The sequence below is a fragment of the Brevibacterium iodinum ATCC 49514 genome (assembly GCF_900169265.1).
In the GTDB taxonomy this organism is placed as follows: Bacteria; Actinomycetota; Actinomycetes; order Actinomycetales; family Brevibacteriaceae; genus Brevibacterium; species Brevibacterium iodinum.
Genome location: NZ_FXYX01000001.1, coordinates 207,364 through 219,966 on the forward strand (window position 1 = coordinate 207,364; position 12,603 = coordinate 219,966).

At 65.6% G+C, this 12,603-nt stretch carries 12 protein-coding genes; 5 read left to right on the forward strand and 7 right to left on the reverse strand.

Annotation, left to right across the window (positions count from 1 at the left end):
- Window positions 1-114: 114 nt before the first annotated feature.
- From BI49514_RS00920 to BI49514_RS00940, 5 genes are all read right to left on the reverse strand, one after another.
- Window positions 115-846: an aldehyde dehydrogenase family protein gene (locus BI49514_RS00920; protein WP_208634989.1), complete on the reverse strand. Its 732-nt coding sequence runs from the start codon at window positions 844-846 to the stop codon at window positions 115-117.
- 194 nt (window positions 847-1,040) lie between these two features.
- Window positions 1,041-1,400, reverse strand: coding sequence for a hypothetical protein (locus BI49514_RS00925; protein WP_101543517.1), 360 nt, complete (start codon window positions 1,398-1,400; stop codon window positions 1,041-1,043).
- Between the two features lie 134 nt (window positions 1,401-1,534).
- On the reverse strand, window positions 1,535-2,830 hold the full coding sequence (locus BI49514_RS00930) for an MFS transporter (RefSeq protein ID WP_101543519.1): 1,296 nt from the start codon (window positions 2,828-2,830) through the stop codon (window positions 1,535-1,537).
- 97 nt (window positions 2,831-2,927) lie between these two features.
- A complete protein-coding gene (fdhD, locus tag BI49514_RS00935) occupies window positions 2,928-3,809 on the reverse strand; it encodes a formate dehydrogenase accessory sulfurtransferase FdhD (protein WP_101543520.1) in 882 nt (293 codons plus the stop codon).
- A 15-nt stretch (window positions 3,810-3,824) separates the two neighbouring features.
- The gene (locus BI49514_RS00940; protein WP_101543522.1) at window positions 3,825-4,358 is read right to left on the reverse strand and encodes a MogA/MoaB family molybdenum cofactor biosynthesis protein; all 534 of its coding nucleotides are present in this window, start codon (window positions 4,356-4,358) and stop codon (window positions 3,825-3,827) included.
- Between the two features lie 330 nt (window positions 4,359-4,688).
- Here BI49514_RS00940 and BI49514_RS00945 point away from each other — a divergent pair, with 330 nt between their 5' ends.
- The 4 genes from BI49514_RS00945 (at window position 4,689) to BI49514_RS00960 (ending at window position 8,579) form a co-directional block, all read left to right on the forward strand.
- Entirely contained in the window at window positions 4,689-5,135 is a 447-nt protein-coding gene (locus BI49514_RS00945) for a MarR family winged helix-turn-helix transcriptional regulator (protein WP_101543523.1), read from the forward strand.
- A 62-nt stretch (window positions 5,136-5,197) separates the two neighbouring features.
- Window positions 5,198-6,424 (forward strand): LLM class flavin-dependent oxidoreductase, encoded by a 1,227-nt coding sequence (locus BI49514_RS00950; protein ID WP_244195195.1) that lies wholly within the window; start codon window positions 5,198-5,200, stop codon window positions 6,422-6,424.
- Window positions 6,421-6,987: an NADPH-dependent FMN reductase gene (locus BI49514_RS00955; protein WP_101543525.1), complete on the forward strand. Its 567-nt coding sequence runs from the start codon at window positions 6,421-6,423 to the stop codon at window positions 6,985-6,987. The genes BI49514_RS00950 and BI49514_RS00955 overlap by 4 nt, the downstream gene beginning before the upstream one ends.
- Window positions 6,988-7,352: 365 nt before the next feature.
- Window positions 7,353-8,579 carry a calcium:cation antiporter gene (locus tag BI49514_RS00960; protein ID WP_101543527.1) on the forward strand — a complete coding sequence of 409 codons (1,227 nt, stop codon included), beginning with the start codon at window positions 7,353-7,355 and terminating at the stop codon, window positions 8,577-8,579.
- Window positions 8,580-8,735: 156 nt separating this feature from the next.
- Here the strand turns inward: BI49514_RS00960 and BI49514_RS00965 are convergent, their stop codons facing one another.
- Both BI49514_RS00965 and BI49514_RS00970 read right to left on the reverse strand, forming a co-directional pair.
- On the reverse strand, window positions 8,736-10,337 hold the full coding sequence (locus tag BI49514_RS00965) for an AMP-binding protein (RefSeq protein WP_208634990.1): 1,602 nt from the start codon (window positions 10,335-10,337) through the stop codon (window positions 8,736-8,738).
- A 187-nt stretch (window positions 10,338-10,524) separates the two neighbouring features.
- Window positions 10,525-11,625 carry a GmrSD restriction endonuclease domain-containing protein gene (locus BI49514_RS00970; RefSeq protein ID WP_167443972.1) on the reverse strand — a complete coding sequence of 367 codons (1,101 nt, stop codon included), beginning with the start codon at window positions 11,623-11,625 and terminating at the stop codon, window positions 10,525-10,527.
- Between the two features lie 295 nt (window positions 11,626-11,920).
- Between BI49514_RS00970 and BI49514_RS00975 the strand changes: the two genes are divergently transcribed.
- Complete coding sequence (locus BI49514_RS00975) at window positions 11,921-12,592, forward strand: hypothetical protein (protein ID WP_101543531.1); 672 nt, start codon at window positions 11,921-11,923, stop codon at window positions 12,590-12,592.
- Window positions 12,593-12,603: the final 11 nt, after the last annotated feature.

A 12,603-nucleotide genomic window follows, 5' to 3' on the forward strand; every position in this document is an offset into this window, starting at 1 on the left:
AGCACACTCTGCGGGGCCGACAAGGCATGGTGGGAATGCCCGAAGGAGAGTACTCTGCGCCCACAGCGCACGGTGGCGCTGAGTCGAAGGATCGAGGGCAGGCGCGAATACAGTTCAGTGTCGCGCGGCCTTGTGAGGTTCTCCCCGGAGGCCCGGTTCACGATCACGGCCGAAGGACGAGTCATTGGCGAGTGCAACGGCTTCATCCTCGTTCGCGACCGAGTAGACGACCACGACAGGCCCGAACAGCTCCTCCGAGCAGGCACGCATCTGTTCGGTCACCCCGGTCAGCACCGTGGGGTCGACGACGGCACCCGGCCGGTCGGCTCGGTGCTCTCCGGTGTGGACCTTCGCGCCGTGGGCGACAGCGTCCTCGACCTGCTCCATGAGGTCACGGGCGGCCTGTTCGGAGGACAGAGGTGCCATCGTGGTGACGGAGTCTACAGGGTCTCCTGCGACGAACTGCGACATCTTCGCCGTCATCAGATCCACGAACTCGTCGTAGAGATCTTCGACCACGATGAGGCGCTTGGAGGCGATGCAGCTCTGGCCGGAGTTCGTCATCCGCCCTTTCACGGCGGCGGTGACGGTCGCGTCCGGATCCGCGGAGTCGAGGACGATGAACGGGTCGCTTCCGCCGAGTTCGAGGACGGACTCCTTCAGACTGTGTCCGGCGGCCACTGCCGCTCCAACGCCTTCGGAACCGGTCAGCGAGGCGCGGCGAACTCTCTCGTCCGCGGTGATCATCTGGATCTGATCATTGTCGGAGAGGACGTTGCGATAGCAGTCGGACGGCAGCAGCGCATCGTTCATGACCTGTCCGACGTGCAGAGCCGTCTTCGGCACGGCGGGTGATGGCAGGCCGAAATGCGACTCAGGCAGGCACGCCGCCCAGCATGGTGGCGATCAGCCCCAGTACCGCCAAGGCCGCGATGACGATAACGATCACACGTTTGCGCATGTTCCGGATTCTACTGCGACCCACCCGCCGAATGTCCAAGGCGCCCGACTGCGGGCCACCGTCATCACAGAGTCGCCCATCACCACGGGTTGGCCTCCTGCCAGCGGGTGAACCAATAGCGGTCGCCCTGGTAGTGCGACTTCTCCGGCTTGCACCCTTTGAGATCCGAATGCTCGCCCAGCCACGTCCGCACCAGCGGCATGACCTCGTCCAGACGATCGACCCACTCATCGAGTGGCAGCAGCAGAACCGAACCGTCATCGGAGTCCAGTCGGCATGAATAGTTCGGCAGTCCCTCGGTGATCTGCGAATGCGTATACCTGATCTGATCGCAGCCGGTGGTGAGATAGAAGCGGATGAACTCACCGCAGACGTAGGAGCACAGCGTTTTGAAATTCCGGTAGCGGATCATCCACGCCGGAGGATCATATTCAGACATGTGTTCTATTGTAGGCACACGTCGCCCCGATCTTCGGTCCCGATCTCATACGGGCCGCCTCGGCGCCGGGAAGGCACTCGGGACGAGACCCCTCGCTCCGGCTGAACGGCAGGTCGACTGTGGTCGACTGCTTCTCAGCTGCGGCGGGAGCTTGAGCGGATGAGGATGAGCGCGAGGATCACGCACAGCAGATAGGTGGCACCTACGGCGACCCAGCCGAGTTCGAACCCGCCGGGCGAGCCGACGATGACACCCATGAGCAGCGGCCCGAGCGCGAAGCCGAAGAACATTCCGGCCGTCACCACCCCGCTGGCCGAGGCCATCGAAGCAGCGGGAATAGCCCGCATGAGTGCGGCCATGAGCACCACCGAGACGCCGAGAGCCGAGATCCCGTGGAAGGCCACGGCGACCCAAACGAGCAGAGCCCACCCAGCCGCGTCGGCAAGGAGGAACAGCACCGCTCCAGCCAGGGCGACGAGGGCGAGGAGCCGCAGCAGGCGCGGCCCCGAGGCGCCTTTGGCCATGCGTCTGGCCCAGGTGACGCGGGCGATGACGCCGATGACGCCGGCCAGTGCGGCAGTGGCACCGCCGAGGACGAGGCTGAAGCTCATCTCGCGCACGGCGAAGAGGGGCATGTACACGTTCGTCGCCTGCACGCCGATGCCGTTGATCAGCCCGAACAGCGCCAGGACCCACACCATGCCGGGGTGCCTGGCCGGACGGGTGGGTGACGGTCCTGGGTCGGGTCGGGCCGCCTCGGCGGGAGTGTCGGTCTCGGCGATGTCAGGGTTGAGGTCGGCCGCCTCGGCGGGGGTATCGGCTGAGGTTTTCGCAGCGATCAGCAGCGGGGTGGTACGCAGGGAATACCAGGTCATCGCAAGCAGGATGAGCGGGATGATCGCGACGGTCAGGGCTGCGCCGCGCCAGCCGATGCCGAGCGCGAGGACGGGGAAGGCGAGGCTGGCGACGAGCTGGCTGACCTGGACCCCGGACTGCTTGATGCCGACCCAGCCGATGCGTTTGATGTCGGGGACGCGTTCGAGCAGGATCCGGTTGGTCACCCCGTTGGGGAAGGACTGGGCGATGCCGGACAGGCCGGCGGCGAGCAGCAGCATCCCGAACCCGTCCGGCACGGCCACCAGAAGCAGTGCGAGCGCGGAGAGAACGAAGATGAACGCCATGAGCGAGAGGTCGGAGTGCCTGTCGGCGAGCCTGCCCAGGGTGGCGCTGCCGACGGCTGCGGCACCGAAGCAGGTGGTGGCCAGCAGTCCGAAGTGGGCTTCGGAGATGCCGAGCTCGGCGATGATCGAATCGCTCGTGGCACTGAGCCCGTAGAGCAGGATGGGCCCGGCGGCGACGGCACCGAGGAGAACGGTGAGCAGACCGATCCCAGGGGGCTTCTGGTCCAGTTTCCGGCCATGGTCGGCCATCACTCACCTCCTGTCGAGGGCATGCTTCAACTAAGCATGCTGGCCGGAGGCCGACGGCAAGTGTGGAGATGTCTCAGGCGCGGCTGCAGCGTCGAAGTCACGCCACGCGTTCGGGGTACGAGTACGCGTTGAACTTGCCTTTGCGGTTGAAGCCGATGACGCTCACGCCGACGTCCTTGCCGTAGTCGACGGCCATCGCCGATGGGGCGCTGACGGCGGACATCATCGGGATGCCCGCCATCGCGCACTTCTGGACGAGTTCGAACGATGCCCGCGCGGACACCTGCAGGACGGTCGATCGCAGCGGCAGGCCACGGTTGGCCATGGCCCAGCCGATGACCTTGTCGACGGCATTGTGCCGGCCGACGTCCTCGCGACCGACGAGCAGTTCGGGTTCTGCGTTAGGGTCGTCTCCGACGGCGAAGAGTGCCGCGGCGTGGACCCCGCCGGTCTTGGCGAAGATCTCCTGCGTCTGCCGCAGTCGATCGGGCAGCTCACCGATCCGGGCGGCAGAGAGGAGCTGCGGAAACTCGTATTCCCCCTGGTCCTCGACATGAAAGGCGGCGGGGATGAGCGGGAACGCGGAGGTCTTCGTCACCGCATCGGCGGCCGCGGTTCCGCAGATTCCACACGACGACGAGGTGTAGACGTTGCGAGCAGGCGCTGTCTCGGGCTTCCAGATCCCAGGAGCCAGACGCACTTGGGCTACGTTGTAGTTCCGGCTGCCATCGGGGGCGAGCCCGGCGGAGAAGTTGACCTCGTCGATATCGTCCATCGAGGTCACGACAGCCTCGGAGAGCAGGTATCCGGCGATGAGTTCGACGTCGTGTCCGGCGGTGCGCATGGTCACGGTGTACTGCTCACCGTTGAGCTGGATCTCCAGCGGCTCCTCGCCTGCCAGGGAATCCGGGCCGGCCGAGATCTCACCAGTGGCGTCGAACTTATAGACCCAGGCTCGCACGGCCTTGCGCATCTGCATGGTCTCGTTCCTCTCTCAGGCCCGGGGGCCGTGGTCGGTGGTGTCCTCGACGGAGGTCTGAATGTGCTCGAGTAGGTCATCGATGACGGTGATTCCGTCCTTGACCCCTCCCTTCGAACCGGGGAAGTTGATGACGAAGCTGCGTCCGCGCACTCCCGCGACCCCGCGGCTCATCACCGCCGAGGATGTTGTCTCGAGACCCTTGCGCCACATCGCATAGATGAGGCCCGGGGACTGGCGTTCGAGGAGTTCGGCAGTGAACTCCGGCGTGCGATCATCGGGAGCGAGCCCGGTGCCGCCGCTGGTGACGATGATGCGAGGACGGCCGGCTTCCGGAGTGTCGACGAGAAGAGTCCTCAAGGCCTCACCGACAGGTTCGCCGTCTCGGACGACGATGGCATCGGGAGTCTCATAACCGCGGCCGCGCAGCCAGTCGACGAGGATCGGACCCGTCGTGTCCGCGGCCCCTCCCCGAGCCGCCGAGGTGGAGGCGATGATGACCGCAGCCTTGCGTCCCGCTCCGAGGAGTTCGCTGTTCTCTTCGCTCACCTGTCTGCCCTCTTCCCCATTCAGTTTCAATCGCGCTCGTGGACAGCACAGCTGGTACGTGCGCTTGCTCACCATCCCTGCGCTCGCCCACGAGGACGGTTACTGCCTCCATTGTCCCACTCCGGTCGGGGATGGCCAGAGACGGCACGACCCCGGGCGGCTTGCCGAGACGACGTCCGTTTCACCCATCTGGTGCCACTTGTTCAACCACCACAGACATTCACCTTCAAGACTGCCCGCATCTCACCCCACGCAGCCCAGGTAATGTGAGGGCGAAACACGTCGACCGCCAGGTCAGCGGCCACTACGCAGTCAGGAGAAGGAGAAGCGGTGGAAGATCTGAGCCTGAGCACGCTCATCTGGCTGCGCATGGCCCGCTTCGTCCAGAACAGCAACCAGCTCTCCAATGAGCACCTGCGCCGATTCGGGCTCACCGTCGCCCAGTTCGAAGCCCTTGCCCATATCCGCAATTTCGAGCCGATCACGCAATCCGAACTCGCAGAAGGACTGACCGTCAGCGGCGGCGGCATCTCCCGCATGCTCGCCCGGCTCGAGTCCGAGGGCCTGATCTCCCGCGAACAGGACTGGAAGACCAAACACATCTCGCTGACGGCCAAAGGCCGCGAACTCCTCGAGCGCGCGTTCCCCTCGCAGCAGAGACAGCAGGCGTCCCTGTTCGACGATTCCTTGAGCGAGGACGAGAAAGTGCAGCTGCACGCACTGATGAAGAAGCTCTACGACACCAGCCGGAAGCGCGGCGAGAACCCGCAGGAATAATCCCGCGGCCGTATCAGTTGACATGGCAAATGACATTTTCGTCGCCGTCACGAGGAGAGACCTTGAGCGAGTCCGCGCAGCCGCACATCACCCCACCGCAGCACTCCGAAACGACTGATTCCCAGCCGACACAGCAGCCGAACTATATGCACGAATTCGGTCTCGACCGAGGTCAGGGACTGCAGTTCGGCATCTACAGCCTCGGCGATCATCTGCCTGACCCGAACGACGGATCGCGCGTCGATGCGGGACAGCGCATCCACGAGTTCATCGGCTACGCCCAAGCCGCCGAAGCAGCCGGACTCGACTTCTTCAGCCTCGGCGAGAGCCACCAGGAGTTCTTCGCCTCGCAGGCCCATGCCGTCATCCTCGGCGCCATCGCCCAAGCCACGGACACGATCCGCATCGGCAGCTCGTCGACGATCCTGTCGACCTCGGACCCGGTCAGGGTGTTCGAGAACTTCGCGACGATCGATCTCATCTCCGGCGGTCGTGCCGAACTCGTCGCCGGTCGCGCCTCCCGGGTCGGTCTTTTCGAGCTCCTCGGCTACGATCTGCGCGACTACGAAGAGCTCTACGAGGAGAAGCTCGATCTGCTGCTGAAGATCAACCGCGAGAAGCAGGTCACCTGGTCCGGGCAGTTCCGGGCACCGCTCAACGACGCCGAGGTCCTCCCCCGCCCCACCGGGCAGGCGCTGCGCATCTGGCGCGCCGTCGGCGGGGCACCGGCGAGCGCGGTGAAAGCGGGACTGGCCGGGGTTCCCATGGTCATGGCCCACCTCGGCGGGACCACCTCGGTGTTCAAGGGCACCGTCGACGCTTACCGTCGCGCGGCCGCGCAAGCCGGATTCAATCCGGCGACCCTGCCGATCGCCACGGCGGGATTCTTCCATGCCGCAGAGACCTCGCAGGAGGCGCTGCGGGCGATGTATCCGCACATCAACGAGGGGATGAAGCGCACGAACGGACAGGGCATGCCCAAGCAGCATTTCGCGCAGAGCGTCCATCCGGCTTCCATCGCGAACATCGGCAGCCCGCAGCAGATCATCGAGAAGATCCTCCACCAGCATGAGGTCTTCGGTCACCAGCGCTACCTCGCGCAGGTCGACTTCGGCGGGATGGCCTATGCCGACGTGATGAACCAGATCGACATCATCGGCACCGAGATCCTGCCCGCCGTCAAGAAGTACACCGCCACCGAGCCTGGGGTTTCGGGAGTCGGATCCGCCGGTTCCGCGTCCGGCCCTGCTGGTTCCGCATTCGATTCCGCCGAGGAGGCGCTGGCATGAAGATGATTCTGCTGTCCGGGTCGAACGTCGGAACGAAGACCCGGACCGTGATCGATCACCTCGCCGAGGCGGTCGCCGCCTACGACTCCACCATCGAGCTGAGCGTCATCGACCTCGCCGAGGCGGACATGGTCTTTGCCGACGGTCGGAACTTCACCGAGTACACCGGTGATACCGGTCGGGTGGCCCGGGAGCTCATGGACGCCGATGCGATCATCATCGGCACCCCGATCTTCCAGGCCTCGATCCCGGCGGCACTGAAGAACGTCTTCGACTTGCTGCCGATCAGCGCATTCCTCGACAAGGTCGTCGGCGTCGTCGCCACGGCCGGTTCGTCGAAGCACTACCTCATTCCGGCCCAGCACCTGCTGCCGATACTGAGCTACATGAAGGCACAGGTAGTCCAGCCGTATGTGTTCGTCGAGGAAAGCGACCTGCACCGCGGCGAGATCGTCAGCCACGACGTTCTCCAGCGCCTCGACCGCCTCCTCGAGGACACGATCGTGCTCACCCGCACTTTCGCATCGATCCGGGAGGAGCGGGACGCCGCTTACGGGTTCTGAGGAACGCTCCTGCGCCAACTGGCATTGCCGCCCGGGCCGTGAGTCGCACCCCATGTAGGGCGCTCTGCAGTCGACGCGGCAGCACGATCCGGCGAATTGGTACACCTCTCTCTGAAGTGCTCAGCGAGGAAAGTGGGCATTCTAGAAGAACATGTACCAAAACAGACTGAGCGACCGGCTTCGCCCGCGCTCCGTCAAACGCCTCCAGCCAACGTCGGGTCACACGAACCCATCCGGTGCCCCAGACCACCGGATTTGCCGGGCAAGACGCCCCTGGATACCCTGACAGCGGCAGGTACCAACCGGGACGACCCGGCTGAGTGAGAATCACGATGAGGACGGCCTCAGAGACAGGAAGACCTTTCATGACCGCCGCCCTCCGCACCATCACGCCGACCGCGATTCTTCGACTCATCCTCGGCTGGGGCGTGTTCATCGCCCTGCAGTTCATGGGCTCTCTGCTCGCACCGCCGGTACCCACTCCCCTGCTCGTGACTGCGCTTCTCGTCATCATCGCGGTCATCCTCATCTGCGCCTTCGGGGTCGTCACCGAGGCCGAACACCTCGCGAACCGCCTCGGCGATCCCTACGGTTCGCTCGTCCTCACGATCTCGATCTGCCTCATCGAGGTCATTCTCATCGCCGCGGTGCTGCTGGGTCCCGGCGACCACGCGACGATCGCCCGCGATTCGGTGATGGCGGTGTCGATGATCATCCTCAACGCTGTCATCGGCCTCTGCCTGCTCGTCGGCGGACTGCGCCACGGCGCACTCACCCACAATCGCACCGGCGTCTCGAACTATCTGGTCATGATCGTCGTCTTCGCTGCCCTCGCCTTCGCCCTGCCCGCCCTCATCGGCACCCCCGACGGTGCCTACGAGATCTGGCAGGAGATCCCGATCATCGTGGTCACCGTCGGCACCTACGTCTTCTTCCTCTACCGACAGATGGGACCGCAGGCCCACGAATTCACCGAGGCGGCCCCCGTCGGGCCTGCTTCGGCGGGCGCCTCATCGACTGCCGGAACGACGCAGCCCTCCCTCACCGAGGCGGCCGACCAGTCCGAATCACGCCCGCCGGAGGCGGCCGGCCGGGCTGGCGACGCACCTCACGGAATCGTCGAGATCCTCTCGACCCACCGCGTGGAGATCGCCCTTCGGCTGGTCCTCCTCGTTGCCACTGTGCTGCCGATTGTGCTGCTCTCCCATGACATGGCCAAGCTCCTCGATGACGGCCTGGGCCGCCTCGGCGCTCCGGTGGCCCTGTCCGGAGTGGTCATTGCGATGATCGTGTTCCTGCCCGAGACACTCACCTCTCTGCGAGCGGCGTGGAACGGCGAGATCCAGCGAGTGAGCAACCTCTGCCACGGCGCACAGGTCTCGACGGTGGGACTGACGATTCCCACGGTGCTGGTCATCGGCATGCTCACCGATCAGCAGATCGTGCTCGCCGAGTCACCGATCAACCTCGCGCTGCTGGCGATCACGCTCCTGGTCTCCATCATCGGGTTCGCCGGCAAGAGGGTCACCGCCGTCCAAGGCGCCGCTCACCTCATCATCTTCGTCGTGTTCGGTCTCGCGCTCTTCGCGTGAGCTGCCGCCACAACGACGGAGTGGGCCGGCGCGGACGGCGAGCACTCACGGGTAGGCTGAACTCCGAACGTTCAATCAGCTCCCGACTCCGCCCTGCGCGAATGAGATCGCGGTAGGCCTCGCCGCCGACTTCGCGCACGAAGTCGGCAGAGCGCCTCAGCTCCCAGCCATCTCCCGCAGGGCATTCTTGCGGATCTTGCCGGTCGACGTCGTCGGCAGCTCATCGACGAACTCGATACCCGCCGGTGCCTTATAGGAGGCGATGCGGGTCTTGACGAAGGCGATGAGGTCGTCTTCGGCCACCTCGGTGCCGGACGCAAGGACGACGTAGGCCAGCGGTCGCTGTCCCCACTTCTCGTCGGGCATTCCGACCACGGCCGCCTCGGCGACGGATTCGTGGGCGACGAGCGCCTGCTCGACCTCGATCGTGGAGATGTTCTCTCCCCCGGAGATGACGATGTCCTTGGCGCGGTCGAGGATCTGGACGTACCCGTCCTCGTGCATCACGGCGAGGTCGCCGGTGTGGAACCAGCCGCCGCGGAATGCCTCGGCGGTGGCTTCGGGAGCGCCCAAATAGCCCTTCATGACGTTGTTGCCGCGCATGACGATCTCGCCCATCGTCACCCCATCGCGGGGCACGTCGGTGAGCACATCATCGGCGCGCAGCTCGACCACGCGCATGCGTTCGGCGCTGATCATGCCGATCCCCTGCCGGGATTTCAGCTTCGCGCGCTCCTCCACCGGCAGGCCGGTCCATTCGGGCTGCGGTTCGCATGAGGAGTACGGGCCATAGGATTCGGTGAGTCCGTAGACGTGGATGACCTCGATGCCGAGCCCCTCGAGCAGGGCGATCGTCGTCGGCGACGGCGGGGCACCGGCCGTGGTGATCGACAGCGAACTGCCCAGATCGTGGGCCTCCTTGGCCCCGGCGATGGTGTTGAGCACGACGGGAGCACCGGCCATACGGGTGACCTTCTCGTCGTCGATGAGCCGCCAGGCTTCGGGCCCGCGTACGGCTCGGATGCACACGTGCGTGCCCGACACCGCGGTCAGCGCCCAGGTCGTGCACCAGCCGTTGCAGTGGAACATCGGCAGCGTCCACAGGTACCGAGTCAGCGCCGCAAAATCCTGCGTGACGACCTCGCCGAGCGAGTTCAGATACGCCCCACGGTGGGTGTACATGACGCCCTTGGGCCGGCCCGTCGTGCCCGAGGTGTAGTTGACGGTGATCGTCGTGGTCTCGTCCTCGACCTCATAGGCTCGGGGTGTTTCCGGCGCCGAGGCGGTCCAGTCGGCATACGCTTCCACGTTGAGATCCGTCGCGGTGACCTTGCCAGGGGTTCCGTCTTCGTCGGGGTGGACGACGATGGTTTCGACCGCGTTCGCGGCTCCTGCGTCGATGACCGGCTGGAGGAGTCCGGCATCGCCGAAGAGGAACTTCACCTCGCTGTGGCCGAGGATGTATTCGACCTCGGGCGGGGCCAGCCGGGTGTTGAGCATGACGAGCACGCCGCCTGCCAGCGGGACCGCGTAGTGGGCGATGAGCGCCTCGGCGCTGTTCGGAGCGAGCACCGCAACCGTGTCCCCGGGTTCCAGTCCACGACGGACCAGCCCTTCGGCGAGGTTCTGCACGGTCTCGGCCATCTGACGGTAGGTGAACCGGCGCGGGCCGTCGACGATCGCCTCCCGGTCGGGGTGAGCCTCGAGCGAACGCTCGAGGAAGCGCAGCGGAGTCAGGGCGGTATCGAGTCCGGACATGGCAGGTCTCCTCATCGTCGATGATCGTGGCGGCCGTCGACAGGAGCAGCTGCGACGGTGTTCGACATCAGACTACCGAGCGAGTGTGATCGCGTGCACACCGCCCCTCGCCGAGGCGGCCGGCCGGCAGCGTGACCGCTTCCTGTCCGCGCTTCGGTTCCATGCGAATGTGAGCGTGACGCCTCAGCTATTCGCAGCCGACTCCGTCGCCGTCGCGGTCGAGGTGCGACCCGTATCCGGGGTCGCCGCTGCGCACGGGTGCGGCACCGGCTTCGCGGGCGGCTGTGCAGTTCTCGAAGAAGGTCGACGAGCCTGAGCTTGAGGAGCTGCTGGATGATCCGCTCGACGAGGAGCCCGACCCTGACGCGCCGGACCCGGACCTGGACGTTCCTGAGCTCGAGGACTTCTGACCAGCAGGGCGGGTCTCTTCCTTCGTGGTGACATTGTCACCGTCGCCGGGACCGGGCCAGTCCGCATCCTCGGTGAATGCGGGCTGGTCGTCGCATTTGCCGAGGACGCGTTCCATGGCATCCTTCTCGGCCGGGACCACCCACAGTTCGTATTTGTGCTTCACGGCGATCTGTCGGGCGACGTATTCGCAGCGAAAGCTCTTGTTCGGCGGCAGCCAGGTCGCGGCGTCGCCGTCGCCCTTCTGTCGGTTGAGGCTTGAGCTGACGGCGAGCAGATTGAGCGGGTCGTTGCCGAACTCTTTGAGTGTCTCCTCGTCGAAGTTGAATGCGCCTGTCTGCCACGCGTTCGATCGGGCGACGACGTGGTCGATGTCGACGGCGTTCGCGCTGCGGTCGAAGTCGTAGGTCTCGCCGGCGTAGGGGTCGGCGAGAATCCCGGCCAGGACGATGCATCCGCGGGTTCCGGCCTTGAGCGTGATGGTCGTGAGATCGCGGCGGAGCACGTCGTTGCGGGTGTCGCAGCCGTTGTGGTCGGTGTCCGAGCGCCACTTGAATAGTTCACCGTTGTAGCCGGACTTCGGTGCGCGGCCCTTGACCGTGAGTTCGTCCAACATCGCCGAGGCGGTCCCCGTCGCCGAGCTGCCCGCGCGGCCTTCGTCCCCTTCCTCGCTTTCGCGATCTTCGTCTGTGTCGCCGGACTTCGACGGCGAAGGAGTTTCCTCGCTCGTTGCCGTGGCTTCTCGAGTGGGTTTGGGATCGGCCGAGCTGGATGAGGCGGTGTCGATGGCCGGTTGGGCATCCTCGGCGCATCCGGAGAGGAGGCCGAGAGACAGGACTGCTGCAAGTGCCGCAAGTGCGCGGCGTGAGGAAGAGAGCAAGGGCATGGACTTTCGGGCGTGCAGGCTCGCCGGTTCGGCGAGATGGCACAGACGTGGTCGTGGACCGAGCCGACACGAATGTCGCTGCTCGATCCACTTCGATCAGTCTAGAGCCGGCGGCGCGGCGGTGGCATACGGTCGGCAGGAACGTATCCCTTTCGTTAGATCCCCGGATGATCGTCGAGATGAGATTCTCGGCGGTTGCCTCAGTTCTACCGAGGGGAGGGTGAGGTCACCGGCGGGTGGGTGCATGATTGAGGGGAACGGTGAGCAGCCTCGGCGAGGAGGATTTTCGATGCGACACGATGAGGAGCGCCCGCGCACCAGCGGGTTCCTGGCCGACGGGACGGTACCGGGGCACTGGACTCAGGTGCTCGGGGCGATGCGGGCGAATCCGTTCACGCATCTTGCGCTGGATGAGGTACGCACCGAGGCGGCCCACCACCTCATCGTCGCGCCTTCCCCGGAGGTGGCCCGGGCGTGCTTCGGGAAGTTGCTCGACGCGTGCGGGGACTCGGTTGAGATCGTCACCGTCGAGGAGCTCGTACCGGATCGCGTCCCCGCGGGGACGTGGGTGTTTCTGCCGCACAGACAGGACGGGTGGACGGATCTCGAATCCGCCTCGGCGAAATTGCGGGCGGGACTGCTCCAGGAGAACTCGTCACGCGAGACCGGCGACAACCTGGTCCTCATGGAGTACGGGATCAACCTGTGGATGTGGGCCGAGCCGCCGTCGAGCGGAGGCGACCCTGTCTGCCACGCCGGTGAGCTCATCAGCTGGGAAAGCGCGTGGGCGCTGGGCACGAGTGATGCCGGCAGTGAGAGTGACACCGGGGCCAGCGCGGATGGCGCGAACGGCGCCAGCAACACGGCCGCCGCGAAGTCTTCACCACCGGTGCCGTCCGCTCGCCCGCCGATCTACTTCGGCCTGCCGCCTATCCTGCGTCAGCGCCGCTGGGAAAGCTGAGCACATTCTCT